Origin of the sequence: Martinezella calliandrae (assembly GCF_030272695.1) — a bacterium.
Lineage (GTDB): Bacteria > Pseudomonadota > Alphaproteobacteria > Rhizobiales > Rhizobiaceae > Rhizobium > Rhizobium calliandrae.
The window spans coordinates 98,685-124,249 of sequence record NZ_JARFYN010000001.1 but is presented as its reverse complement, the minus strand read 5'-3'; the positions used below and the strand labels follow the sequence as shown (position 1 = coordinate 124,249).

Here is a 25,565-nt window from a genome sequence, read left to right as displayed (position 1 = left end):
GGCCTATCTCAGCGGCGCGGTCCACTGCCTGGCGATCAGCCCACCCGATACCCGCTTGACGCTCGACGGTTTTCCTGGCCGGCAGGAGCTGTCTTCCAGCATGCCGACGACGACGGTGACGATCTCGTCCAGCGGACGGCGAGACGTCGTCAGCGCATAATGCGGCCAGCTTGCCATGGGGATATCGTCGAAGCCGGCTACGGAAATGTCTTCGGGCACCCGCTTGCCGGCGTCCTCGCGCAGTGCGTCGACGCCGCCGATCGCGAGAATGTCGTTGGCAAAGAAGGTGGCATCGGTGTTGTTCTTGGCAGCGATTTCGAGTGCGGCGCGGCGACCGGCTTCGTAGCTGTATTTCCCGCCATCGACACGGCCTGTCAGCGTCATGCCCAATGTAGCGTCGCCCCCGAGAGCATCGTCGCCGAAATGACGATAACGGCATCGACGTTGTAGCGTCTCAGCGCCGAGAGCTGCTCTTCGATGTTCGAGCCTTTGGTGATGTTGAACAGCAGGCTCTGCAGGCCGGTGCGCTGCAGGCCCTGCGAGAGCTTCTGGATGAGCGCGGGATAGAAGGGGTTGCTCATGGTCGGAAACGACGATGCCGACGATGTTGGTGCCGCTCTTCGACAGCATGCTGGCGAGGCGTTGGGTGGTAATCCTGCTCCTCAGCGAATTTCAGGATCTTTTGGCTGAGCTCGGCTGCGATGCTGGCCCCCGGCGTGACGGCGCGGGAGACCGCCAGAGACTGTGTTCGGTCGCTGCCTGTCACTTCGCAAAACCTAATTCCATACTGGTGGCGCCGCGGATCGCGACGCCAGCAATCGCTTGAGGCAGATGGGATGAATTGTCGTCATCCCGCCCTAACTTCACCTATATGAACACAAGGACTGCCCGATGAGTTTTAAGGCTCTTGTTACGGAACGCGACGCCGCGGGCGTCGTCTCCTCGTCCGTGCAGACGCTCGACGATGATCGATTGCCTGAGGGCAATGTCACGGTTGCGGTGGAATGGGCCGACGTCAATTACAAGGATGGCCTGTGCCTGACGGGGGCCGGTGGTCTGGTGCGCACATATCCGCATGTCGCCGGCGTCGATTTTTCCGCGACAGTGATCGAGAGCGCCGATCTGCGTTATCGCGCCGGCCAGAAGGTCGTGCTCACAGGCTGGCGTGTCGGCGAGAACCATTGGGGCGGCTATGCCGAAAAGGCCAGGGTCTTCGGTGACTGGTTGGTGCCGCTTGCAGAAGGGCTTTCGACACGCGACGCCATGGTCATGGGAACAGCGGGGCTGACGGCGATGCTCGCGGTCGATCGCCTGGAAGCCAACGGCCTGAAACCCGGCGACGGCGAAGTGCTGGTGACGGGCGCAGGCGGCGGCGTCGGCACGGTCGCAATCCATCTGCTTTGGAAACTCGGTTATGAGGTCGCGGCAATCTCCGGTCGCCCGCATCTGTCGAAGGAACTAAAGGCGCTCGGGGCAAAGACGATCATTAGCCGCGAAGAGTTCTTCGCTGCGGCGGACAAGCCGCTCGAAAGCGCCCGCTGGGCCGCAGCCATTGATTCGGTTGGCGGGGCCATGCTCGGCAAGCTTCTGAAGCAGGTCAGACATCACGGCGCCGTTGCCGCCATCGGCAATGTCGGCGGCGTGATGTTTGAGACCAATGTCCTGCCCTTCATCCTGCGCGGCGTCGCGCTTCTCGGCATCGACAGCGTCATGCAGCCCTATGAGCGGCGTATCGCCGCCTGGGCACGTATCGCCGAATTGTTCGATTTTTCGGCCTATGACCGTTTCGTCAGGGAAATCACGCTGGACGATTTGCCGGACGCCGCCAAGGCCATTCTGGCGGGGAAAATTCGCGGCCGCCTGATCGTGCGGATGTAGTGCTCAAAGGCCATTCGCGCAACGGCTTCGGGGTAGGACAGTTAGGGCGTGCGTTGCCGATTGTTCATTTGCAACCACAACCCTAGTTTTCGTCCAATGTAACAGTTTGTTGCGCTAAGCCGCACAAAAATGGACAAAATTTAATGGCCATACCAAATTCCTAAGCGACGAGCTGCAAGCTAAAGTCGCGCCAATATCGCGCCGGTATCGGTATAGCCGGAGCTGTGAAGGAAGGTATGTTGATGGCTCGGACATTTCGGGTCCTGATATCGGCAGCAATGATCGGCGCAGTGGCCTACAGCGCCTATGTGACACGCGATCGCTGGTTCGGAAGCGCCGAGCGGCTGCTCGGCTATCATAGTACGGCTCAGCCCAATGAGCAGGCCCAGGGTGAACGCCCTGGCAATCAAGGGCAGGGCGCAGGCCAGGCCGGCGGACGGCGGCGCGGCGGCCTTTCGCAATTCACGGGTCCCGTTCCAGTGCTGGCGGCGGATGCGAAATCCGCTGATGTGCCGGTCTATATCGACGGCGTCGGCTCGGTGAAGGCGCTGAACACGGTAACGGTGCGCGCCCAGGTCAGCGGCAAGGTGGTCGAAATCGATTTCGAGGAAGGCCAGGACATCAAGAAGGGCGACGTCATCGCCCGCATCGACGCCGCCGTCTACAAGGCCCAGCTCGACCAGGCCGTCGGCAAGAAGGCGCAGGACGAGGCGTTGCTGGCCGGCGCGAAACGCGATCTCGAGCGTTTTCAGCGCATGGTGGCGACCGCTTCCGGTACCCAACAGCAGGTCGACACCTCGACATCCTTAGTGGCGCAATATACGGCTCAGCTCCAGTCCGACCAGGCAGCCATTGAGAGTGCGCAAGCGACACTTGACTACACGACGATCAAGGCGCCGATCGACGGGCGTACCGGCATCCGCAATGTCGACGTCGGCAATCTCGTCAGCGCGTCGGACGCGACGGGCATCGTGACGCTGTCGCAGATCAAGCCGATTTCCGTCCTGTTTTCCGTTCCGCAGCAGCAGCTTGCCCGTGTGAACGCGGCAAGTGCAGCGGGCACACTTTCGGTCCAGGCGATCGCTAGCGACGGTCAGACAGTGGTCGATAACGGCACGTTGGCAGTGGTCGACAATCAGGTCGACCCAACCACGGGCACGGTGAGACTGAAGGCCAATTTCCCGAACGACAAGCTGGCATTGTGGCCTGGCGCCTTCGTCAACGCGCGTCTGTTGGTCGAGACGCTAAAGGGCGTGACGGTCATTCCGACCGCCGCGGTGCAGCGCGGACCGAACGGCACCTTCGTCTACATCATCCGACAGGATCAGACGGTTGCCATGAAGCCGGTGAAGGTGCGCCAGCAGGACGACGTGCAGGCCGTCATTGCCGATGGCGTCGTCCCCGGCGACAAGGTGGTGACGACAGGCTTTGCCCGTCTGCAGGATGGATCGAAAGTGGAGATTTCCGCCGCGGCCGGCGCAGCCGCACCGGCTGTGACGACCCCTGTTACCGAGGGCCAGCCGGTTGCCGTAAACGCAACGCAAAACAACCAGGCTCAGACGCCCGGCAACGCCGCCAACGATGGCCAACGGCCGCACCGCCAGCATAGCGGCCAGGGCGGTGGCACTGGTGGTCACCGCCGACAGAACGCAGACGGTGCCGGCGCTAACAACACCAATTCCAACGCCAATACTGACGGCAACGATGCTGCCGTCACCAGTTCAACGACACGACAGCAATGAACGTCTCGTCGCTCTTCATATCCAGGCCGATCGCCACTTCGCTTCTCGGGGTGGCCATTTTGTTGGGCGGCATTCTCGGTTTTCTCTTCCTGCCGGTCGCGCCGCTGCCGCAGGTGGATTTTCCGACGATAGAGGTGACGACGCAATTGCCGGGCGCCGATCCGGATACGATGGCGGCGTTGGTGACCGCGCCGTTGGAGCGGCCACTCGGCCAGATTCCGTCCTTGGCGTCGATGACCTCATCCAGCGCCTTCGGTATCAGCCAGATCACCCTGCAATTCGATCTCGGCCGCGACATTGACGGGGCGGCTCAGGACGTGCAGGCGGCGATCAACGCTGCCGGCTCGACGCTGCCGCGCACGCTGCCCTATCCGCCGACCTATTCGAAGGTGAACCCGGCCGATACGCCGATCGTCACGCTGGCGCTACGCTCCAAGAGCTATTCGATCCGTGAACTCAGCGATTTCGCCGATACGATGATGGCGCAGCGGCTCAGCGAAGTTTCGGGGGTCGGCAATGTCAGCATCCAGGGCGGCGTCAAGCCAGCCATCCGCATCCAGGCCGACCTGCCGCGACTTGCCTCCTATGGTTTGGCGCTGGAGGATCTGCGCACTGCGATCACCAATGCCAGCGTTGCCGGCGCCAAGGGCGCACTTGACGGCACTCAGCAGAGCTTCACGCTCGCCGCCAATGACCAGATCATCGATCCCAACATCTACAAATCCGTCATCGTCGCCTATCGCAACAATGCGCCGGTGCAGTTAAAGGACGTCGCCACCGTCGTCGAAGGGCTGGAAAACAACCGTGTCGGCGCCTGGTACCAGGGCCAGCCGGCCGTCATCCTCGACATCATGCGCCAGCCGGGGGCCAACGTTATCCAGACGGTCGAGAGCGTGCTGAAGCAGATCCCGCGACTGAAGCAGGCGCTGCCTGCAGGCATATCGCTCGATATCGTCAACGACCGCACCGACATGATCCGCGCTTCGATCCATGACGTGCAATGGACGCTCGTCGTCAGCATCGGCCTGGTCATCCTCGTCGTTCTGCTGTTCCTCCGAACTGTGACCGCGACCTTCATCGCCGGCGTGGCGCTGCCGTTGTCGCTGATTGCGACCTTTGGCGTCATGTGGTTCGCCGGCTTCAGCCTCGACAATCTGTCGCTCATGGCGCTTACTATCGGTACCGGCTTCGTCGTCGACGACGCCATCGTGATGATCGAGAATATCGCCCGCCATATCGAGGAGGGCGAGAGTCCTATGCAGGCGGCTCTGAAGGGTGCGGGCGAAATCGGCTTCACCATTATCTCGCTGACCTTCTCGCTAATCGCCGTCTTCATCCCATTGCTGTTCATGACCGGTATCGTCGGGCGCATGTTCCGCGAGTTCGCGTTGACACTGACCATCGCCGTGGTGGTGTCGGCAGCGGTTTCTCTGACTTTGACGCCGATGATGTGCGCGCGCATCCTGCGCAAGCCGAAGGAAGATCGCGGTGGCTTCCTGGCGGGCACCGACCGCGGCATGGGTCGGCTGATCGAGGGCTATCGGCGCAGTCTCGTCTGGGCGGTGGACCGCAGCGCGTTCATGCTGACGGTCACAGTGGTGACGCTTGCCGCTACGATCGCTCTTTACATCTTCATTCCCAAAGGCTTCCTGCCGCCGCAGGATACCGGCCTGATCACCGCCGTCGTCGAGACGGAGCCCACCACCTCATTCGAAGCGATGAAGCAGACGCAGGAGACCGTGGCCGACCGGCTGCGCACGGACGCTGACGTAACAGGCATCGTCTCGGTCATCGGCACCAGCGCCAGCAACCTCACACTCAACACCGGCAATCTCAGCCTCATATTGAAGCCGAGGGACCAGCGCTCTGCTTCGGCGGCCGAAATCATCGATCGCATGCGGGGTGAAGTTGCGGATCTGCCCGGCATCCACGTCACCTTCCAGAGCGTGCGCGGCATCTCGATCAGCACGCGCGCCAGCCGCGCGCCCTATCAATATACGCTGACCGGCACGGATACGGCGACAGTGGTGGACTGGGCGGAGAGGCTGGTGCAGCGGCTGCAGCAGAGCCCGAAGCTGATCGATGTCGCATCGGAAGTCGAAATGGGCGGCGGTCGCATCTTCGTCGATGTCGACCGCGAAACCGCCTCGCGCCTCGGCGTCTCGATGCAGGCCGTCAGCGACACCCTGAACGATGCGTTCGGCCAGCGCCAGATCGCCACCATCTACGGCCAAGCCAATCAGTACCGCGTCATCCTCGAGGCTGCGCCGCAATATCAGTCGGACCCGAAATCGCTCGACAAGCTCTATGTCGCCGGCGCCGGCGACACGCAGGTGCCGCTCAACGCCTTTACGACGGCCACGTTCATGACAGCGCCGCTGGTCATCAGCCACGACGAGCAGTTCCCGGCCGTGACCCTGAGTTTCGATCTTGCCAAGGGCGCCTCGCTCAGCGAAGCCGTCACGGAGATCCAGGCGGCGGAACGCGATATCGGCATGCCGAGTTCGATCCAACGCAATTATTCAGGCGATGCGCAAGAGTTCGCCTCGTCGCTCGCCGGCGAGCCCTGGCTGATTCTGGCGGCTGTCGTGACGATTTATATTGTTCTCGGCCTGCTTTATGAAAGCGCCGTGCATCCCGTGACGATCCTCTCAACCTTGCCGTCGGCGGGCGTCGGTGCGCTGCTGGCGCTGATGCTGTTCGGCCAAGACTTGTCGATCATCGCCCTGATCGGCATCGTGCTGCTGATGGGCATCGTCAAGAAAAATGCGATCATGATGATCGACTTCGCGCTGGAGGCCGAACGCAAGGAAGGGTTGGCGCCGCGCGAGGCGATCTTGAAAGCCTCGATCCTGCGTTTCCGTCCAATCATGATGACGACGCTCGCCGCGCTCTTCGGTGCGCTGCCGCTGGCGCTAGCGCATGGTACCGGGGCGGAGCTGCGCATTCCGCTCGGTATCACCATCATCGGCGGCCTTGTGCTGTCGCAGCTTCTAACGCTCTATACGACGCCGGTGATTTATCTTGCCTTCGAAAGCCTGCGCGCTCGCGTTGTCGGACGGCCGACCGGCGCACCGGCTCCTGAACTGGACAAAGCCGTAGGTGGCGGGACATGAGCCTCTCCGAGCCGTTCATCAAACGTCCTGTCGGAACGACGCTTCTGGCGATCGGGCTGATGATTCTCGGCATCGTCGCCTACCGTTTCCTGCCGGTCGCCAGCCTGCCGACGGTCGATCTGCCGACGATCGTGGTCTCCGCCAGCCGTCCGGGCGCCGACCCTGCCAGCATGGCGGCGAGCGTCGCAGCGCCACTCGAGCGGCATCTCGGCACTATCGCCGGCATCACGCAGTTGACCTCGGTCAGCTCGCTGGGATCGAGCAGCATCGTCGCGCAATTCGATCTGTCGCGCAGCGTCGACGGTGCAGCCCAAGACGTTCAAGCAGCGCTGAACGCGGCGGCGACCGACCTGCCGGGGGATTTGCCGACATTGCCCTCCTTCCGCAAGATCAACCCGGCGGCGGCGCCGGTCCTGATCCTGGCGCTGACATCGGACAATGTGTCACCGAGCGCGATCTACGACGCTGCCGATACGGTGGTGGTGCAGCGAATTTCCCAGGTGGACGGCGTTGGCGGCGTCACGGTCAGCGGTGCCGACCAGCCCGCCGTGCGCGTCAGGCTCGATCCCGACCGCCTTTCCGCCATGGGTCTATCGCTGGACAATATCCGCACCGCAATCGTCAAAGCCAATGTGCTCGGTCCCATCGGCTCGATCGACGGCAATAGCGCGGCGTTCTCGATTTCCATGAATAGCCAGCTACGGACACCGGAGGCTTATGGCCGGATTGTCATTCGCAGCGGCGACGGCACGGCTGTACGCCTTTCCGACATCGCCACCGTCGAGCCCGGTGTTCGCAACAGCCGCTCGGATGCCTGGTATGACGGCAAGCCTGCGGTGCTGCTGAACATCACGAAGGAGGCGGATGCCAACGTCATCGCCACGGTCGATGGCGTCCAGGCGCTGATCCCTGAGTTGCAGCGGCTCATCCCGGCCGGCGTCCACATTGCGGTTCTCTCAGACCGCACCACGACGATCCATGCCAGCGTCACCGATATGCAATGGACGCTGCTTGCCACCATCTGCCTGGTCATGGGCGTCGTGTTCGTCTTTCTGCGGCGCGCCACGACGACATTCGCGGCTGGCGTCACCGTGCCGCTGTCGCTCTGCGGCACCTTTGCGGCCATGTGGCTCGTCGGACTGTCGATCGACAATCTGTCGCTGATGGCGCTTGCAGTCTCCGTCGGCTTCGTCGTCGACGACGCTATCGTGATGATCGAGAATATCTACGCGAATCTCGAAACCGGCATGAAGCCGATGAAGGCGGCGCTCGAGGGCGCGAAGCAGATCGGTTTCACCGTCGTTTCGATCAGCCTGTCACTGCTCGCAGCTTTCATTCCGCTGTTTTTCATGGGCGGCATCGTCGGACGGTTCTTCCAGACCTTCTCGCTGACGCTCGGCTTCACCATCGTCGTTTCCACACTGGTGTCGCTGACCCTGACGCCGATGATCTGTGGCCATCGGCTGCGGGCGTACGATAAGGTGGCACGGCCTGGCCTATTTGGCCGGATCATCGAAGGAACGCTGGGTGCGATCACCAATTTCTACGGCCGGACGTTGAAGGCGGTATTGCATCATCGAGTGCTCTCAATCCTGGTCATCCTCGCCTGCGTCGTCATGTCCGGCTATCTCTATGTGAAAGTGCCGAAGGGTTTCATTCCGCAGGACGACACGGGCTATATACAGGGCGGCACGGAGGCGGCGACTGATATCTCCTATCCGGCCATGGTCAAGCTGCAGCAGCAGGCGGCCGATATGGTCGCGGCCGATCCGGCCGTCTCCGGTGTCGGCTCGTCCGTGGGTGGTGGCGGCTTTTCCAGTTCGGTCAATCGCGGGCAATTGTTCATATCGCTGAAGCCCGCGTCGGAACGCGTCGCGACCGACCAGGTGATCGACCGGCTGCGCAAGCAGCTCATGGCCATTCCCGGGCTCAGCACCTTTCTGTTTTCGCCGGGCGACATCCGCGCGGGCGCGCGTCAGTCGCAGTCGCAATATCAGTTCACGCTCTGGGGCGCGAATTATGATGAGCTGGTGGAATGGGCACCGAAAGTGCTCGAACGCCTGCAGGCCCTGTCGCAGCTCACTGACGTCGCCACCGACCGGCAGCCGAATGGCCTGCAGGCTACGGTCAATATCAACCGCGGCGAAGCCTCGCGCCTTGGCGTCAGCATCCAGTCGATCGACGCTGCGCTGAACAATGCCTTCGCGCAGCGGCAGGTCTCGACCATCTATACCCAGCGCAATCAATATCGCGTCGTGCTGGAGGCCGATCCCAGCTACGCCCGTGATCCCAACGATATCTCCAAGCTTTATGTGCCAGCGTCGGGTGGTACTCAGATTCCGCTGAGTGCCGTGGCGTCGGTCGATCGGACGCTAGCGCCGCTGGTGGTCAATCACCAGGGGCAATATCCTTCCGTAACCATCTCCTACAATCTGGCGCTCAACACTGTGCTGGAAGTAGCAAATGATGCCATTCAGAAGGCGGTGCTCGAAATGCACTTGCCGGATACGCTACACGCGGATTTCGCCGGCGATGCGGCCAGCGTGACCCAATCCACAAGTAGCCAGCCGCTGTTGCTTCTGGCGGCGCTGCTGACGGTCTACATCGTCCTCGGCATCCTCTACGAGAGCCTCGCGCATCCGCTGACGATCATTTCAACGCTGCCTTCAGCCGGTCTTGGTGCGCTGCTGGCGCTGGTCATCAGCGGCACGGAACTGACGATTATCGCCTTCATCGGCATCATTCTGTTGATCGGCATCGTTAAGAAGAACGGCATCATGATGGTGGATTTCGCGTTGCAGGGTGAACGCAACCTCGGCCTGCCATCGGAAGAGGCGATCTATGAAGCCTGCCTGAAGCGCTTCCGCCCGATCCTGATGACCACGCTCGCCGCCCTGATGGGCGCCATTCCGCTGATCATCGCCACTGGCCCCGGCGCAGAACTCCGTCGCCCCCTCGGCATTACCATCGTCGGCGGCCTGATCGTCTCGCAGGTCCTGACGCTCTACACGACGCCGATCATCTACCTGATGCTGGCCAAGCTCCACGCCAGGTGGTCGACGAAGCGACAGCCGGTATCCCCGCTGCCGACCTGAGTGGCAGGTTTAGAAATGTGCGTGCGAATGTCAGGCGCTGCGCTCGATCACAATCTTCAGCGCGTTGCGGTGACTGTCCCAATAGGGTAGCGCTTTCTCGGCCTCTTCAAAGGGAAAGACCTTGGAGATCAGCGCGTCGGCTTTGTCACCGATCGTCTCGAGATGGCTGATGACGTTCTGAAAGTCGCGCATCAGGGCGTTGCGGGAGCCCATGATGTCGAGTTCTTTCAGGTTGAAGAACTGCGTCTGGTAGGTGACCGGCGCCTTGGAATAGCCGACATAGACGACACGGCCGCCGAAGCAGGCGAGATCGATGGCCTGCGTGAAGGTTGCGGGCAGGCCGACGGCCTCGAAAGCGATATCCACACCGTCATCGCCAGTCAATTCGCTGACCCTGGCGACAACGTCTTCGCCGCCCGCATCGATCGCCTCGACGGCGCCGAATTGCCGGGCAAGCGCGCGTTTTCCCTCGCTGAGATCGACGGCGATGACTTCGGCGCCGCGGGCGACTGCCGCGATCAGGACGCCCATGCCGATCATGCCGCAGCCAAGCACGACGACGCGATCACCTTTCGCCACCCGGCCGCGTTCGACCGCGTGAAAGCCGACCGATAGCGGCTCGACTAGGGCCAGATGACGGGGCGGCAGCCTGTCGTTGAGGATCAGCTTTTCGGCCGGCAGCACGATCTCCTCGGCCAGTCCGCCATCCTGTTGCACACCAAGCGTCTTGTTGTAGCGGCAGGCGTTGAGCCGGCCCTTGCGGCAGGAGGTGCACTCTCCGCAATTGGTATAGGGCATGACGATGACACGGCGGCCGGGCGTATAGGCAGGATCGACACCGGGGCCGACGGCGATGATCTCACCGCCGATTTCATGGCCGGGAATGCGCGGCAGCTTCACAAGCGGGTTGAGGCCCTTGAAGGTGTTAAGATCGCTGCCGCAGAGGCCAATGTGCCGGACGCCGACACGGACCTGGCCGACGCCCAGCGGCGCTTCCGCGATGTCGTGGAAGCGCGTGACGTTTTCCGCTTCGATCATCAAGGTCTTGATCACAGTATTTCCTCCCTTAAAGCATGCAGGTGGCGCTTCTTAATGCGCCGTGTCTGGGGCTGGCTCCGATGCCGCGGTGCTTGTCGGCCGCCTTCCACCCTTGAAGATGCGGCGGACAGAGACAAAGAGCAACGGGATGAAGAAGATGCCGAGCACCGTAGCCGAAATCATGCCGCCCATGACGCCGATGCCGATCGAGTTCTGGCTGCCGGAGCCGGCGCCGTTCGCGATTGCCAGCGGCATGACGCCGAGGATGAATGCGAGCGAGGTCATCAGGATTGGACGCAGGCGCTGGCGGGCTGCCTCCAGCGTTGCCGGGACCAGGTCCTTGCCGTTGTTCTGCTGCTCGATCGCGAATTCGACGATCAGGATGGCGTTCTTGGCGGCCAAACCGATGGTGGTCAGTAGGCCGACCTTGAAATAGACGTCGTTCGACTGGCCGAAGAGGGTGGCCGCCAATAGTGCCCCGAAGATGCCGATCGGCACCGACAGCATGACGGCGAGCGGGATCGACCAGCTCTCGTAGAGGGCGGCCAGTGCCAGGAAGACGACCAGGATGGAGATGGCGTAAAGCTGGCTCGCCTGGTTGCCGGAGAGCTTTTCCTGGGCCGACAGGCTTGTCCATTCGCGACTGAAACCCGGCGGCAAGCTTGCCATGATCTGGTCGATCTGGTTCATGGCATCGCCGGACGAAACGCCGGGGGCGGCGGCACCCTGAATTTCGACGGCCGACGAGCCGTTATAGCGTTCTAGGCGTGGCGAACCATAGGTCCATTTGCCGGAGGCAAAAGCCGAGAAGGGCACCATGGCGCCATCGGAGTTACGCACGTACCAGCGGTCGAAATCCTCCGGCTGCATGCGGAACTTGGCGTCAGCCTGCACGTAGACTTTCTTGACGCGACCTCGGTCGATGAAGTCGTTGACATAGGTGCTGCCCCAGGCCGTGGATAGTGTCGCATCGATATCGGAAAGCTTGATGTTGAGCGCGCTTGCCTTTTCCTGGTCGATCACTACCGAATATTGCGGCGTATCTTCCTGGCCGTTCGGGCGCGTGCCGAACAGTTTGGGGTTTTTCCCGGCGGCGCCCAGCAACTGGTTGCGGGCGGCAATGAGCTGATCATGCCCGGCGCTATTGATGTCCTTGATGAAGAAATCGAAACCAGCGGAGCTGCCGAAGCCAGGGATTGCCGGCGGCGCAAGTGCGAAGACGCTGCCATCCTTGATCTTCGAAAAGGCCCCCATGGCGCGTCCGGCGATCGCCTGCGCCTTGCTTTCCTTTGTCTGACGCTCCGCGAAATCCTTCAGTTTGATAAAGGCCAAACCGACGTTTTGTCCCTGTCCGTTAAAGCCGAAGCCAGCGACCGTGAAGACGGCGTCGACATAAGGCTTTTCCTTTTCGAGGTAGTACTGCCTGACCTGCGCCAGCACGTTTTTGGTGCGATAATCCGTTGCACCCGGCGGGAGCTGCACGCTCGTGATCAGGATGCCTTGGTCTTCGTCCGGCAGGAATGAGCTGGAAAGATGGTTGAACAGATAGCCGACGACACCGGCGATCAGCAGGAACAGGACGAGGAAGAAGGGCGCTCCTTTGATGATGCGGCGCACGCTATACTGATATCCTCGGACGCCACGGTCGAAGTTGCGGTTGAACAAGCCGAACAGGCCCCGCTCCTTAGCGCCGTGCTCGGGCTTCTTGAGAATGGTGGCGCACAGCGCAGGCGTCAGGATGAGCGCGACAATGACAGACAGAATCATCGCCGAGACGATCGTCACCGAGAACTGACGGTAGATGACGCCGACCGAGCCGGAGAAGAAGGCCATCGGGATGAATACGGCCGACAGGACCGTGGCGATGCCGATCAAAGCGCCGGTGATTTCCTGCATCGACTTGATCGTTGCCTCGCGTGGCGACAGACCCTCCTCCTCCATCACACGCTCGACGTTTTCGACCACGACGATCGCGTCGTCCACCAACAGGCCGATTGCCAGCACCATGCCGAACATGGTGAGTGTGTTGATCGAGTAGCCGAAGGCCGACAGCACGCCGAAGGTGCCGAGCAGAACGATCGGAACGGCGAGTGTCGGAATGAGCGTGGCGCGGATGTTCTGCAGGAAGACGAACATGACGATGAAGACGAGCACGATGGCTTCGAACAGCGTCTTGACGACATCCTCGATCGACAGCTTGACGAAGGGCGTCGTGTCATACGGATAGACGACTTCGACATTCGGCGGCAGCGTCTGCTTCAGGCTGTTGATCGTCGACTGTACAGCCTCGGCCGTATTGATGGCGTTGGCACCAGAGGCAAGCATTACAGCGAGACCGGCCGAGGGCTGATTGTTGAAAGCGCTCGAGCTGGTATAGCTGTCAGCGCCCAGTTCGACGCGAGCGACGTCGTTGAGGCGCACCAGCGAACCGTTGGACTGGCTCTTCAGGATGATGTTGTCGAATTGCTCCGGCGTCTGCAGGCGGCTTTTGGCCGTCACCGTCGCATTGAGCTGCTGGCCCGGCATTTGCGGCAATGCGCCGAGCTGGCCGGTCGAAACCTGGGTGTTCTGTGCCTGGATTGCCGAGACGACATCGGAGGTCATCAACTGGTATTTCGCAAGCTTGTCCGGATCGATCCAGATGCGCATGGCGTAACCGGCGCCGAAAAGCTGCGTGTCACCGACGCCTGGGACGCGCTTCAGCGTATCGTTCAGGGTGCTGTTAACGTAGTCGGCAAGGTCGTTGGAATTGAGCTTGCCGTCGGTCGACACGAAGCCGATGACCATCAGGAAGTTCGAGGTCGATTTCGATACCGTGATGCCGGTGCTCTGGACGGACTGCGGCAATTGCGCGGTAACGAGCTGCAGCTTGTTCTGCACCTGCATCTGGGCCACGTCCGGATTGGCCTTGTTGGTGAAGGTCAGCGAGATCGAGGCCTGGCCCGTCGAAGTCGACGTGGAGGCCATGTAGTCGAGGTTATCGATGCCGGTCATGCCCTGCTCGATGACCTTTGTGACAGAGTTTTCGACCGTCTGGGCATCGGCGCCTGAGTAGGTTGCGGTGATGCGCACCGTCGTCGGTGCGATCTGCGGATATTGCGAGATCGACAGCGTGAAGATCGACAGCGCGCCCGCCAGCATGATGATGATGGCGATGACCCAGGCAAAGATCGGCCGGTCAATGAAGAAACGAGACATCAAACCACCTTACTTCTGGGTGCCGGAGGCGGCTTTGCCATCGGTCTTTTCCAGCTCGGCCTGTTCGGCGGGCTTGGTATCGGCGGCTGCTTGCTTCAGCTCGCCGGTCGCATCGTCAATGGTGACGGAGGCGACGTTGACATCCTGGCCGGCACGGACGCGTTGGCCCCCTTCGACGATGATCCGGTCGCCATCCTTCATGCCTTCATTGACCAGCCAGCTGTTGCCGATACTTCTCTGCACCTTCAACACCCGCTGCTGAACCTTGTTGTCGTCGCCGACGAACATCGCGACCGGCTCGCCCTTCGTGTTGCGCGTAACCGCTCGCTGCGGCACGAGGAAGCTGTTTTCCGCGATAGCTTCCTCAATACTGGCGCGAACATACATGCCGGGCAGCAACACGCGCTCCGGATTGGGGAAGACGGCGCGCACGGTGATCGTTCCAACGGTCTCCGCCACAGAGGCCTCCGAAAATTGGAGTTTGCCGATTTCCTTGTATTCGGAACCGTCCTCCAGCGTCAGGTGGACGGACACGTTGTCGCCACTGGTCTTCAACCGGCCTTCCGCAATGGCGCGCCTGAACTCGAGCAGGTTGGTGCTCGACTGCGTGACGTCGACATTGATCGGATCCAGCTGGCGGATGGTGGTCAGTGCCGTTGTTTGGTCGGCGGTGACGAGCGCGCCGACGGTGACCGTCGAGGCGTCGACACGGCCACCGATCGGTGCGCGCAACTTGGTATAGTCGAGATTGATGCGTGCGGTCTCGAGCGCAGCCTTGGCTGAGGCAACGTCGGCCTGCGCCTGGACGAGGGCCGCTTGCGCAGTGTCGTAATCCTGCTGGCTGACCGCGTTCTGGGCGCTCAAGCCCTTGTAGCGGTCCATCTTGGCCTGCGCGCTCGGCACAGCACCCTGCGCCTTCTGCAGGGCGGCGGCGGCGCTGTCATAGGCGGCCTGATAGGTGGCGGGGTCGATTTCGTAGAGCACGTCGCCAGCTTTGACTTCGCTGCCCTCCTTGAAATTGCGGCTGCGGATGATGCCGCCGACCTGGGGCCTCACTTCCGCGATGAGATAAGCGCTGGTGCGGCCGGGCAGCTCCGCCGTGATCGCAACCGATTGCGGATGCAACGTCATGGCGCTGACTTCAGCCTTGACGGCAGGCGCGTTGTTTTGCGCAGCCTTCTGCTCGTTGCAGCCGCCTAGCGCCAACGTGGCGGCGACCCCTGCTGCGATCAACGACATCCGTATGACTGGGAGGCGTTTGAAGGCCGCCGCACGCATGTTTACAGGGGTAGAAGAGGCGAGCTTTCGCACGTTGCTATTTCCCATTGTCTTAATTACAGTACCAATCAGTACAAGAAATATTTGTACCGTTATAAATGTCAATCTCATTTGGCTTTTTTGAGGTGAGGATGGAAGTGGGGAGGCAGGCGAGGAGAAGGGAAGCAGAAGAAACTGCCGCTCGCCGCCCGCGTGGCCGTCCAAAATCGGCGAGTGACGATGCAAGGCGCGCGGAGATCATCGCTGAGGCTCGCGCCACATTTCATGAGTTCGGCTACGGCGGCACGACCATGGATCTCGTCGCCGCGCGGTGCAGGATTTCCAAGCAAACTCTCTACCGATTGTTTTCGAGCAAGACGGAACTTTTCATGGCGATCATCGCCAAGCATCGCGCCTCAATGCTGGCCTTGCCGCGCGATCCTAAGGAAAATCTGCCGCTCGATGAGGCGCTGGAACAGATTTTCATGATCAATATCGATGAAGCGGCGGAGCGTGATCGCGACGCTTTCATTCATCTGATCATGAGCGAAGCGCAGCAATTTCCCGAGATTGCAGCGCTGTTACGCACGTATGGCGCGGAGCAGTCCAGGCAAATGCTGGCCGACTGGCTCAGCCTCCAACAGAAACGCGGTCTGATCGAAATTGCCGATGCTTCAAGCGGCGCACGCATGCTGATGAATATGATCTTCGGCGCGATGATCTCGCATCCCGGCAAGCCGAACGACTGGCCCGATCGCGAGACTCGCCTAAGACATCTGCGTCAATGCATTGCAATCTTTGTGGCGGGTGTACAGGCGGCAAGGCTGCACGGGCACGAAGCGTGCGATGTGTGAGGAAAGTGGGATAACGATTTTTTAGAGACACAACGCGCCACTTCGCCGCCAACACCAGTTTCATCGGCAAAAGCAATGCCGGCATGATCCAAGAAAGACCACACCGGCATCTTCTCCGGCCCCCCGCCAGAAATCGTCAAAAGTTGTGCTTAGTGCCGCGCGACGGCACTCATCTTTTCTGAGCCATCATCGAAAAGTGGTGCCTGGAGGCCGTTCGCGTACATTTCTTGCAACACGGCTCCGAGTGCGAGATCCAGGCACCAGACCGGGAAATCGGCGTTCAAGCTCTTGGCGCTCTGGCGCGCATAGGTGATCAACCGTGCAATCGACGCCAGTTCTTTCAATGATTCTGAATCCTGGCTCGCCATTTCGATGGGAAGTATTCCGCTCATTTCATGCCCCTTTGCCCTCAGTTCCTGGAGAACTAGATACTCATCGCCAGGAACATGAGAGGAGCTTAACCCAAGTCGCGCGCATTGGCGCGTGACATACAGCGTGACACGAGGTGAGATTGCGAACAGCTTTTACGATGCAATTTCAAGACGGTGAAAGGCGAAATGCCATAAACTATTGGCTTTGAAGGTCCAATCGCGCGGCGGTTGCTGACGCTCGTTTGGGCAGTCGGCGACTGCGCGAAGCAATTCCAGGGCATCGATGCGTTTCTGGTTGACCGCATTGGCGCGCAGGAGACTGGAAATTACCTGCCGCCGCGCCGGATCCGGCAGATCTGCGGTGTCTGCCAGAGAGCGATAAGTGAGCGATTTGAAGAACATAGCTTCAGCGCGTACCTGCAGAACGGCTTGCTCGGCTTCACTAATTGCGCCGGTCTCGGCCACAGCGCGCAAGGTTGCGTGCACGTTGACCAGCGGTTCACTGAGCGCAAGGTGTCCGAGTTCGGCCGGACCATGAATCTGCGCTACGGCGGAATCATCTACAACCGCACCGGAGGCATAGGCCTCGAATATGCGCCCGATGCCGACCATGCCGAAGGCGGCGCATTCGGCGGCGCGCAGCGCCCCCATGCTGGCCGCGCCATAGACTTGGACCCCCTTCGACAGGGCAAAGAGGATTTCCTTGTGCCAGACGGGCGCGACATTTTCGAAAAGTCCGTCGATCAGGCCAATGACGTTCGCGCCACTATCGAGGGCTTCGACGATATCGCCTTGCTTTGCCGGCGGGCGCAGAGCAATGCCGGGATCGGCAATCTCGGCGGCATCGGGAAGCGTGGGGCCGACGAACAGGATCTTCATAGCAGTTGCAACGTTTTCGAGATGGCGCGGTAGCCGAAGCGCCGCTTTCGGTCCCCAGCTGGATTTTCCAGTTGCGGGACCACGAGTTTGGCGACGGCAAAAGGAAGAGAGGCATCGCCAAGGGGAAGCGCGATGGCGGAATTGATGCCCGCTTGGCGCAAACGGTCGATGGTGAGGTGCAAGAGTGGCTCGGCGCCATCAGGCGGTCCCACATTCGATTTGACGACAATCTTCGGGATGGCATCGAAGCAATGGCGGATGCTGTCCGGCAATTCGCGCGTAAAATTCTCTGGATCGATATCGTCGCGGGCGCCGCTAATGAAGGTCAGGCGCGATTGCGCCGCTTCCGTCACGGCACGGATTGCCGCCCGCACCGGTGATGGATGCGCGCCGCTGCCGTTGGTGACATCGAGATAACGGACGCGCCTCATCAATGCTATTTCTCCGGGACCGAGCAGGGCCACGATAACGGGTATGCCGATATTGCTGGTGATATCGAAGAGCCGAAGCGTCAGGCCGGCAACGGTGATCTTCATGATGAGTGCGTCCAGCACTGGATCGGCGAACGAGGCAGGGTCGATACAAGCGCCCATGCGCAACTTTGGTTCGGAAATATCCCAGAGGACTTCGGCATCACGTTCGATGCGTTCTAGCAGGCCGTGCAAGATTGCCTCGGCTAGTACATTACCGGAAGCGAGGCCATCCGAGGATTGCCAGAAGCGCGGTTTTCGGACGGTGCGGTCGAGCGTCACCGCATCGAAGGGAATCCAGGCTTTTCTGTCGGCAATAAGATCATAACCTTCAGCCCAGGCGAGGTCCTCGTCATCGGCGATATCGGCCTGATGCTGGGCAATCAGCGAAGGGAGTGGATCGGCGTCATGTCCTTCAGTCGTCAGCCGCCAGCGACTGGTGGTCACGGTTTTGATGGCGGGCGCGCCGGCTACAGTCCGCTCCAGCGCCTCCATGGCCGCAGAAACTTTGGCATCGAGATCGGTTATGCCTTTGCCATTATTGATGACGATCGAGCGCGCGTTCGGACTGACCGCCTGCCAGACGGGAATGCCAATCTTGTCGAGCCCTGTCAGCCGGCCAAGGCGGGTGATGCCGTGAGCGCCAAGACAAGGCTCGATCCGCCGAAAGGTTTCCTCGGCCGAGCAGATGCGGTCAGAATAGGCCGACATGACGGCGCCAAAATCTTCCGTTCCCGAATTCCTTGTCAGAAATTCAGCTAGCGATGGACTTGCGATTGTCGATGCCGTCACGCGGGATTGTGTCAGTTGTCAAATTTACCGCTGGCCGTAGTGCCTTCGAACTTGCCGCTGGCAGCTATGTCGTCGAATTTGCCGGCGCTGGCGTTGGCAGCGGTGCCGACGGCGACGGCCAGATTGACGCCTTTGACGATGGTTGCGCCGGCATTGCGCAACTGATCGGCGACGCCAAGATCGCTGCCACCAGGCGCATTCAGTGGAGTTATTGTGCCCGCACCAAGGTCGGCGATATAGAGTTGCGGATCACCTGGAACACCGATTACGACGAAATTTGCCATTCCCAATCCCCTCTCTGGTTAAATATTTCAGTCAAAAACCTGCTCGTCGCAGCCCTTCTCGATAATGATCCTTCTGCCATTGTTCGCGGATGGGAACAATGGAGAGCCATGTATCGACCTCAAAATCTGGATAGGTTTCCTTGACCTTGCGTACCAGCGCCTTGGCTTTGCGCATGTCGCCTGCCATCGCTGCCGTCGCGGCGGCCAGTCGGGCCGCCGGCGCCGGGGCGGCCATCCGGTCGATGAAGCCCATGGCTTCTTTATATTGTCCCAGATGGTAACTAGCGCCTGCCGCGGTCCAGAAATAAATATCGGGGCTTATTGGATTAAGCTTGATAGCCTGCTCAATTTTCTCGAGCCCTTCGCGCGGCTTCGAGGCGTGAATTAGTGTGTCGGCATAGTCGGCGATCAGATCTGCATAATGTGGGCTGATGGTTTCGGCGACTTTGAAGGCCTCGATGCTCTCATCAAAGGCACCGCGAAAAAGCTTAGCGACACCGAATTCGCGATAACCGGAGGTAATGTCCTGTCCAGCGGCGATTGCCTTACCTGCTTCTTCCTCGGAAAGCTTCAATAGCCGCTCATCGCCCTGCGCCGTCATTAGCCATTCGAGATGGTAGGTGCGAGCCACGCCGCTCAGCGCGGGCGAGAAATAGGGGTTTTCCCGCAGCGCGGTCTGGAACGCCTTGCGGGCTCGGCGAATGTCCGGCAGATCAAGATGCTTTAGGTGGCGCTGGCCGAGCAGATATTGGCGATAGGCATCCGGGTTTCGCTCGAAGTAGTCGCGGGAAAATTCGCTGCGCTCGATATAACTGGCCGCCGACGCTACGATGCGCTGAGCGATTTCGCGGTGCTGGCGTGGCAGATCATGGGCCTCCAGGCTGAAGCGCTCCGCCCAGATGACTTCATCATTGCCAGCGTAAATCAACTGCGCGAAAAGCCAGTAGGTGCTGCCGTCGAAGCTGAGCCTGGTGTCCAGCACGTAATTGATGGCGTATTTTTCCAGCATTGCTGCCCGATCGAGGTGAAGGGCAATCTTTTCCGCCGTATAGTGCGCCACCATCGTCACTGTCTTCAACACGCAAAGGCCGACGGTGATGTCTTCCAGGAGCGCTGAAGAGAGGAAGATAGCCGGCTCATGATTTCTAGCGAGGTTTATCGGCGGCAGCAGTACGAGCTTAGGTGGTCCGCGCCGCGTCGGCGGGACGATTTCCAATTGCGGTGCCGCTTCTTCCCGACGCTGTGGCGTGACGCTGCGCTGGCGTTCGAACAGCCGCCGCGCGACGCTGAGCGTCTGCGGGTCGGGGTCAACCGGCAATTCACCCCATCTGTATTTTCTGCGGCTCTCGAAGATGTGACGGGCACTTTCAAGCTGGGGTTCCCCAGCATAGGTCTCACCCAGCAACTGGTAGACCGCCTCATCTTCGGGATGGGCCTCGAACAACCGTAGCGCCGCCTCCTTGACGATAGTTGCGTCCGCACCTTCGCCCGGGGCCGCAATGGCATCGCGGAGCGTCGTCAGCATCTGTGTCTTGATACGATCTCGCTGCGTGCGCAGCCACATGCGAGCCAAGCCGCCGATGACCTCTGTGCGGGCAAGAAAATCCCAGCGGCCAAGTTGCAGCAATTCCTTCAGCGCGGCGTGAGGGTCGGCTTGCGATACGGCGTTCAGGGATGCGAGGTCGTTGGTGAAGGCTTGGACATTGATGCCCACGGTCGCCTGCTCGATCCGCAGCAGCTCGATTCGGAGTTCGTCCTGCCGGCTTTTGACGCGCGATAGCGTCTGCCGCAAATTGGCCAGCGCCTTGTCCAAGGGGATATCACCCCAGAGAAATTCGGCGAGCTCCGCGCGGGGCTTTTGCGTAGAGGAACTCGTGAGCAGGAAGCAGGCCGCCAGCAGGCCTTTTTCGGGAAAAGGCACTGTTGACCCTGTTCCGTCCACGAGACGCAGGTCTCCGAATGTCAGCAGCCTGAAATCCATGCATCCCCACTGCATCCAACAGCTTCCCGGTATCGGAGCCTCGATTTCCGGTGTCGCCTGCGATGACCTGTGTCGTTTGTAATCGCAGGTGTTATTTGCGATCGAGAATTTATACTACGATGACTGCTATCCTATCGCAATCACTAGAACATCCCGCAATAACGTGGATCACCCACGGAGGGAGAAGATGCTTTATATACAGGAAAGCCCGAACCGCCCTCATGCGCTCAATTGAACGCGTGGCGCTCCGCTCTCTCTTGCGAACGCGGATACCGCGATCGTCGACGTGGGGGCAAGCCTATCATTCGATCGTGATCCGCGCCTCACCCAAATTTGAAGGGCGAGGCGTGGAGATCAGTTTCTGAGGCCGAAAGGAACTTCGGCTGCAGGCGGCGCATGCGTGACCGTCGGCTCGGAGGCGTTGGCCAGCGATTTGATGAGCGTCAGCACGGACTGGCGAACGTTGGGGTCGTTGATCTTCATGAAGGCCTTGTTGAGGCTGAGACCTTCCTTGGACGTCAGAAACTCAGACAGGTCCTCAAGGCCGCTGATTGCGCCCAAACCTTCCGTCGTCAGCGGCTGTGTATTGTCTTGCTGGAAGAAGAAAGCGACTGGAACCGCCAAAACTCCCGCAATCGCCTGCAATCGGCTAGCGCCGATGCGATTGGTGCCTTTTTCGTATTTCTGCACCTGCTGAAAGGTGACACCAATCTGTTCGGCGAGCCGTTCCTGGCTCATACCGAGCATGAGCCGGCGCATGCGCACGCGTGAGCCGACATAGGCGTCAATCGGATTTGGTACTTTTGCACTCACTGCGCAATCTCCTCATTCGAACGGGGGTACCCAGCGGGCGCCACCTTACAGATGCCCGGGGAGGAGGCAAGGAACAGTCCCCGATCTGCCCGTTCAGTGTGTATTAAATATCGGTAATTTTCAACCAAAAGTCTTGACAGCGGCTGTTTTCCCTCCCAAGGCGGAGAGATTAACGGCAGAAAAGAAGCTTCGCGTCAATGTGGATTAAAGGCTGAAGACGATCTGCAATTGTACACGGGGCATCTTGGATTGTCTTTGGTGGGTACGCTGGTGGATGCCGCATAGTAGCCGCTTCCGCACTGCCCATCGCCGGCTACGTAACGATCATAGAGGATTGTATTGCCGCTTCTCGAGGGATAGCGCAGCAGCACCGAGCGCTCCCTCTCAATTAACTGCTGCACCGATGCGCAAGTTTTGCTGAGTGTTTCGTAACGTGAGATCGCCGGCGCCGGACCGGCGGCAGCGGTCGCCAACAAAAGCAGAGCTGCGGCTACGGTTTTCATCGGTTTACCCCCTCGCTGAATTTAGCTGATCCCTCAGCCGCAGTCCGCTCCGCCCGCAAGTGCCGGCGGTTGTCTGAAACTAATAGCACGTTAGCATTTGCGCGCACATTAGCCGACTTAGCACGCGAAGATCGTATTTCCATGGCGATCGGATTGGCTGTCGCTCTCGGCGCCTTATATATTAGTTTTTCATTAAGTTAACGTAGCGTCAGCCTTTTCAAAGGCGTGAACAAGGAAGCTGATCATTGTTGGAAGGTGTCGAGCTATTCTGACGACAAAACTTTTTTCTCGGAACATTATTCTGTTCGAGAGCGGATTGGTTATATTTCTTGTTATGAAATCAACGGTCTAGCGCATTACGCATGCGTAAACTCTATCTCTGGTTGATTAACCTACCCAAAATTGGTCGAATTCGCGTCTTGACCCCGTTATATTAGATGGTCTTAATGCCACCTGTCCGGTCGTGCCCGCGCCCGGACAAGTTGCTGGAGTCTTTAGGCCCGCTGGACCAAGAACGGCGGGTCCTTTTTTTGTCTTTCTATTCTTGCGGGGCCCGCCATGCCTACGAAGCAGGGGGGTCAGCGAGCCCCGGCCGTCCAAGCACGGCCGCAAGACGATCAACCAGAACTTTGCCCTCGTCCACAAACCTCTGCGTTAATTGCCATTGATGCAACTCGCACAGGCATTGCAAAATACCTGTGCGTGCAAAATATTGCATTGAGAACAGGCGCTCACTTGCAGCTTCAGCAAGTCGCCGATCGCACCTCGATTCACTGGATAGTTGTGCGAGTAAATCCATCCGGTTTCGGGAGAAGCGTGGGGTCGAGACGGCGATCAAGCGCTGGCTGCTGGCGGCGGTGCAATAAAACTGCAATGCCGTCTGTGAGAGCTCCCCACTGAAAGCTGGCTGAAAGGTTGCCTGCGCTAGTCTCGCTCGGCTTCGTGGAGGAAGCCTATGCCGACGCGGTGATCAAGTGCCGCCGCGGCATCCAAACAGGAGGAGACACTAATGCGTTCATCACGCGCGCTTTTTCATACCGCAGCCCTTTCTCTCGTCATGACCGCCGCCTCGCTCGGCGCCTCAGCGGCACATGCCGCCGACAAGATTTCCATCATGGTGGGTGGCTATGAAAAGCAAATCTACTTGCCGGCCAAGCTCGCGGAATCCCTTGGCTATTTCAAGGATGAAGGTCTTGATGTCGAACTTCTCAACGAGCCGGCCGGGGTCGATGCGGAAAACGAAATGCTTGCCGGCGCCGTTCAGGGCGTCGTCGGCTTTTACGACCACTGCATCGATCTTCAGGGCAAGGGAAAATTCGTCGAATCCGTCGTACAGTTCAGCCAGGCGCCCGGCGAAGTGGAACTGGTGTCTAGCAAGCATCCTGAGATCAAGTCGCCTGCCGATTTCAAGGGCAAAAGCCTTGGCGTCACAGGGCTTGGCTCGTCTACCAATTTCCTGACGCAATATTTGGCGGTCAAAAACGGCTTGAAGCTTGGTGACTTCACCTCCGTCCCGGTCGGTGCCGGTCAAACCTTCATCGCCGCCATGCAACAGGACGCCATTCAGGCCGGTATGACCACGGAGCCTACGATCTCGCGTCTGTTAAAGACGGGAGAAGCCAAGGTTCTCATCGATATGCGCAGCATGGACGGCACCAAGGCTGTCCTTGGCGGCACCTATCCGGCCGCATCGCTCTATATGCAGACCTCCTGGGTCGATGACCATAAGGAGGAGACGCAGAAGCTCGCGAATGCGTTCGTCAAGACGCTGCACTTCATCAATACCCATTCCGCCGCCGAAATCGCCGACAAGATGCCGAAAGACTTTTATGTCGGCGACAAGGAGGGTTACGTGAAGGCGCTCGAAAACGGCAAGGCGATGTTTACGGCTGATGGTGTGATGCCGGAAGATGGCCCGAAGACCGTGCTCGCCGTGCTCTCCGAGTTCTCCAAGAACGTCCAGGGCAAGACAATCGACCTGTCGAAGACCTATACGACGGCATTCGTCAAGAACGCCAAGTAAGGCGGTTCATCACGCCGCTTCTGGCAACTGCCGGAGGCGGCCTTAGTCTCGGATTCTCCTCTCGTCCCAGCGGGGACGACGCGATCTTGCCGTTGGCGGCGTGAAATAAAATCGCGATATCAACTTGTGAGATTATCCCATGACAGCTGACTGAAAGGTTGCCCGCGCTAGGTTCGCTTAGCATCATTGGAGGAAACATTTGCCGTGCGACGCCGGCACCCTAATAGGAATGATAGGAGGAGACATTTATGCGTTCATCGCGCACCCTTTTTCATACTGTAGCCCTTTCTCTCGTCGTGACCGCCACCTCCCTCGGCGCCACGGCGGCACATGCTGCCGGCAAGATCTCCATCATGGTAGGTGGCTACGAAAAGCAGATCTATCTACCGGCCAAGCTTGCGGAATCCCTCGGCTACTTCAAGGATGAAGGTCTTGATGTCGAGCTTCTGAATGAATCCGCCGGTGTCGACGCCGAAAACCAGCTGCTCGCCGGCGCCGTCCAGGGCGTCGTGGGTTTCTACGATCACTGCGTCGACCTGCAGGCTAAGGTCAAATTCATCGAATCCGTCGTGCAATTCAGCCAGGCGCCTGGCGAAGTCGAGCTCGTGTCGGCCAAGCATCCGGAAATCAAGTCGTTCGCCGATTTGAAGGGCAAGAGCGTCGGCGTTACCGGCCTCGGTTCTTCCACCAACTTCCTGACGCTCTATATGGCGTCGAAGGCAGGCCTTTCGCCGGCTGACATCACCCCGGTTCCGGTTGGTGCCGGCCAGACCTTCATCGCCGCCATGCAACAGGATGCAATTCAGGCCGGCATGACCACCGAGCCGACGATCTCGCGCATGTTGAAAACTGGCGAAGCTTCGGTTCTTGTCGATCTCAGAACCTTGAAGGGCACCGAGGCGGCTCTCGGCGGCACCTATCCGGCCGCGTCACTCTATATGGATGCCGCCTGGGTCAACGCTCACAAGGAAGATGTGCAGAAGCTTGCGAATGCCTTCGTCAAGACGCTGCGCTTCATCAACACCCATTCGGGTGCAGAAATCGCCGACAAGATGCCGAAGGATTTCTACGTCGGTGACAAGGACGGCTACATCAAGGCTCTCGACGCCGGCAAGGAAATGTTCACGGCTGATGGCGTGATGCCGGAAGACGGCCCGAAGACGGTTCTCGCCGTGCTTTCCCAGTTCTCCAAGAACGTAAAGGGCAAGACGATCGACCTGTCGAAGACCTACACGACGGAATTCGCCAAGAACGTCAAGTAAGCAGCCATA

General features: G+C 59.9%; 20 protein-coding genes. 8 read left to right on the top strand and 12 right to left on the bottom strand.

Annotation, left to right across the window (positions count from 1 at the left end; translation table 11 throughout):
* Positions 1 to 3: 3 nt before the first annotated feature.
* Both PY650_RS37090 and PY650_RS37085 read right to left on the bottom strand, forming a co-directional pair.
* Positions 4 to 384, bottom strand: coding sequence for a substrate-binding domain-containing protein (locus PY650_RS37090; protein WP_349644469.1), 381 nt, complete (start codon positions 382 to 384; stop codon positions 4 to 6).
* Positions 381 to 581: a type 1 periplasmic-binding domain-containing protein gene (locus tag PY650_RS37085; RefSeq protein WP_349644468.1), complete on the bottom strand. Its 201-nt coding sequence runs from the start codon at positions 579 to 581 to the stop codon at positions 381 to 383. Before PY650_RS37085 ends, PY650_RS37090 begins: the two co-directional genes overlap by 4 nt.
* 14 nt (positions 582 to 595) lie before the next feature.
* Here PY650_RS37085 and PY650_RS00600 point away from each other — a divergent pair, with 14 nt between their 5' ends.
* From PY650_RS00600 to PY650_RS00580, 5 genes are all read left to right on the top strand, one after another.
* On the top strand, positions 596 to 826 hold the full coding sequence (locus tag PY650_RS00600) for a hypothetical protein (protein ID WP_285877311.1): 231 nt from the start codon (positions 596 to 598) through the stop codon (positions 824 to 826).
* 65 nt (positions 827 to 891) lie between these two features.
* Complete coding sequence (locus PY650_RS00595; protein ID WP_285877143.1) at positions 892 to 1,878, top strand: acrylyl-CoA reductase family protein; 987 nt, start codon at positions 892 to 894, stop codon at positions 1,876 to 1,878.
* 242 nt (positions 1,879 to 2,120) lie between these two features.
* Positions 2,121 to 3,620: an efflux RND transporter periplasmic adaptor subunit gene (locus PY650_RS00590; protein ID WP_285877142.1), complete on the top strand. Its 1,500-nt coding sequence runs from the start codon at positions 2,121 to 2,123 to the stop codon at positions 3,618 to 3,620.
* The gene (locus PY650_RS00585) at positions 3,617 to 6,736 is read left to right on the top strand and encodes an efflux RND transporter permease subunit (RefSeq protein WP_285877141.1); all 3,120 of its coding nucleotides are present in this window, start codon (positions 3,617 to 3,619) and stop codon (positions 6,734 to 6,736) included. The genes PY650_RS00590 and PY650_RS00585 overlap by 4 nt, the downstream gene beginning before the upstream one ends.
* On the top strand, positions 6,733 to 9,831 hold the full coding sequence (locus PY650_RS00580; protein WP_285877140.1) for an efflux RND transporter permease subunit: 3,099 nt from the start codon (positions 6,733 to 6,735) through the stop codon (positions 9,829 to 9,831). The genes PY650_RS00585 and PY650_RS00580 overlap by 4 nt, the downstream gene beginning before the upstream one ends.
* A 30-nt stretch (positions 9,832 to 9,861) precedes the next feature.
* Here the strand turns inward: PY650_RS00580 and PY650_RS00575 are convergent, their stop codons facing one another.
* The 3 genes from PY650_RS00575 to PY650_RS00565 are packed head-to-tail and all read right to left on the bottom strand — an operon-like array spanning position 9,862 to position 15,378.
* Entirely contained in the window at positions 9,862 to 10,884 is a 1,023-nt protein-coding gene (locus PY650_RS00575) for a zinc-binding alcohol dehydrogenase family protein (RefSeq protein ID WP_285877139.1), read from the bottom strand.
* Positions 10,885 to 10,920: 36 nt separating this feature from the next.
* Entirely contained in the window at positions 10,921 to 14,067 is a 3,147-nt protein-coding gene (locus PY650_RS00570; RefSeq protein WP_285877138.1) for an efflux RND transporter permease subunit, read from the bottom strand.
* Positions 14,068 to 14,076: 9 nt separating this feature from the next.
* Complete coding sequence (locus tag PY650_RS00565; RefSeq protein WP_432761465.1) at positions 14,077 to 15,378, bottom strand: efflux RND transporter periplasmic adaptor subunit; 1,302 nt, start codon at positions 15,376 to 15,378, stop codon at positions 14,077 to 14,079.
* 98 nt (positions 15,379 to 15,476) lie between these two features.
* Between PY650_RS00565 and PY650_RS00560 the strand changes: the two genes are divergently transcribed.
* Positions 15,477 to 16,178 (top strand): TetR/AcrR family transcriptional regulator, encoded by a 702-nt coding sequence (locus PY650_RS00560; RefSeq protein WP_285877137.1) that lies wholly within the window; start codon positions 15,477 to 15,479, stop codon positions 16,176 to 16,178.
* Positions 16,179 to 16,327: 149 nt separating this feature from the next.
* Here the strand turns inward: PY650_RS00560 and PY650_RS00555 are convergent, their stop codons facing one another.
* From PY650_RS00555 to PY650_RS00525, 7 genes are all read right to left on the bottom strand, one after another.
* Positions 16,328 to 16,570: a hypothetical protein gene (locus PY650_RS00555; protein ID WP_285877136.1), complete on the bottom strand. Its 243-nt coding sequence runs from the start codon at positions 16,568 to 16,570 to the stop codon at positions 16,328 to 16,330.
* Positions 16,571 to 16,702: 132 nt separating this feature from the next.
* On the bottom strand, positions 16,703 to 17,428 hold the full coding sequence (locus PY650_RS00550) for a TfuA-like protein (protein ID WP_285877135.1): 726 nt from the start codon (positions 17,426 to 17,428) through the stop codon (positions 16,703 to 16,705).
* Positions 17,425 to 18,609 (bottom strand): YcaO-like family protein, encoded by a 1,185-nt coding sequence (locus tag PY650_RS00545; protein ID WP_285877134.1) that lies wholly within the window; start codon positions 18,607 to 18,609, stop codon positions 17,425 to 17,427. Before PY650_RS00545 ends, PY650_RS00550 begins: the two co-directional genes overlap by 4 nt.
* A 92-nt stretch (positions 18,610 to 18,701) precedes the next feature.
* Entirely contained in the window at positions 18,702 to 18,974 is a 273-nt protein-coding gene (locus tag PY650_RS00540) for a hypothetical protein (protein ID WP_285877133.1), read from the bottom strand.
* 31 nt (positions 18,975 to 19,005) lie between these two features.
* Entirely contained in the window at positions 19,006 to 20,955 is a 1,950-nt protein-coding gene (locus tag PY650_RS00535; protein WP_285877131.1) for a BTAD domain-containing putative transcriptional regulator, read from the bottom strand.
* Between the two features lie 354 nt (positions 20,956 to 21,309).
* Positions 21,310 to 21,768 (bottom strand): helix-turn-helix domain-containing protein, encoded by a 459-nt coding sequence (locus PY650_RS00530; RefSeq protein ID WP_285877130.1) that lies wholly within the window; start codon positions 21,766 to 21,768, stop codon positions 21,310 to 21,312.
* 194 nt (positions 21,769 to 21,962) lie between these two features.
* On the bottom strand, positions 21,963 to 22,271 hold the full coding sequence (locus PY650_RS00525; RefSeq protein ID WP_285877129.1) for a hypothetical protein: 309 nt from the start codon (positions 22,269 to 22,271) through the stop codon (positions 21,963 to 21,965).
* Positions 22,272 to 23,280: 1,009 nt separating this feature from the next.
* Between PY650_RS00525 and PY650_RS00520 the strand changes: the two genes are divergently transcribed.
* A complete protein-coding gene (locus PY650_RS00520) occupies positions 23,281 to 24,294 on the top strand; it encodes an ABC transporter substrate-binding protein (RefSeq protein WP_285877127.1) in 1,014 nt (337 codons plus the stop codon).
* 248 nt (positions 24,295 to 24,542) lie between these two features.
* Positions 24,543 to 25,556, top strand: coding sequence for an ABC transporter substrate-binding protein (locus PY650_RS00515; RefSeq protein WP_285877126.1), 1,014 nt, complete (start codon positions 24,543 to 24,545; stop codon positions 25,554 to 25,556).
* Positions 25,557 to 25,565: the final 9 nt, after the last annotated feature.

Bases quoted from the DNA above. Each gene is read 5' to 3' on its own strand.
- PY650_RS37090 (WP_349644469.1), bottom strand. From the start codon at position 384: ATGACGCTGACAGGCCGTGTCGATGGCGGGAAATACAGCTACGAAGCC.
- PY650_RS37085 (WP_349644468.1), bottom strand. From the start codon at position 581: ATGAGCAACCCCTTCTATCCCGCGCTCATCCAGAAGCTCTCGCAGGGC.
- PY650_RS00600 (WP_285877311.1), top strand. From the start codon at position 596: ATGCCGACGATGTTGGTGCCGCTCTTCGACAGCATGCTGGCGAGGCGT.
- PY650_RS00595 (WP_285877143.1), top strand. From the start codon at position 892: ATGAGTTTTAAGGCTCTTGTTACGGAACGCGACGCCGCGGGCGTCGTC.
- PY650_RS00590 (WP_285877142.1), top strand. From the start codon at position 2,121: ATGGCTCGGACATTTCGGGTCCTGATATCGGCAGCAATGATCGGCGCA.
- PY650_RS00585 (WP_285877141.1), top strand. From the start codon at position 3,617: ATGAACGTCTCGTCGCTCTTCATATCCAGGCCGATCGCCACTTCGCTT.
- PY650_RS00580 (WP_285877140.1), top strand. From the start codon at position 6,733: ATGAGCCTCTCCGAGCCGTTCATCAAACGTCCTGTCGGAACGACGCTT.
- PY650_RS00570 (WP_285877138.1), bottom strand. From the start codon at position 14,067: ATGTCTCGTTTCTTCATTGACCGGCCGATCTTTGCCTGGGTCATCGCC.
- PY650_RS00560 (WP_285877137.1), top strand. From the start codon at position 15,477: ATGGAAGTGGGGAGGCAGGCGAGGAGAAGGGAAGCAGAAGAAACTGCC.
- PY650_RS00555 (WP_285877136.1), bottom strand. From the start codon at position 16,570: ATGAGCGGAATACTTCCCATCGAAATGGCGAGCCAGGATTCAGAATCA.
- PY650_RS00550 (WP_285877135.1), bottom strand. From the start codon at position 17,428: ATGAAGATCCTGTTCGTCGGCCCCACGCTTCCCGATGCCGCCGAGATT.
- PY650_RS00545 (WP_285877134.1), bottom strand. From the start codon at position 18,609: ATGTCGGCCTATTCTGACCGCATCTGCTCGGCCGAGGAAACCTTTCGG.
- PY650_RS00540 (WP_285877133.1), bottom strand. From the start codon at position 18,974: ATGGCAAATTTCGTCGTAATCGGTGTTCCAGGTGATCCGCAACTCTAT.
- PY650_RS00535 (WP_285877131.1), bottom strand. From the start codon at position 20,955: ATGGATTTCAGGCTGCTGACATTCGGAGACCTGCGTCTCGTGGACGGA.
- PY650_RS00525 (WP_285877129.1), bottom strand. From the start codon at position 22,271: ATGAAAACCGTAGCCGCAGCTCTGCTTTTGTTGGCGACCGCTGCCGCC.
- PY650_RS00520 (WP_285877127.1), top strand. From the start codon at position 23,281: ATGCGTTCATCACGCGCGCTTTTTCATACCGCAGCCCTTTCTCTCGTC.
- PY650_RS00515 (WP_285877126.1), top strand. From the start codon at position 24,543: ATGCGTTCATCGCGCACCCTTTTTCATACTGTAGCCCTTTCTCTCGTC.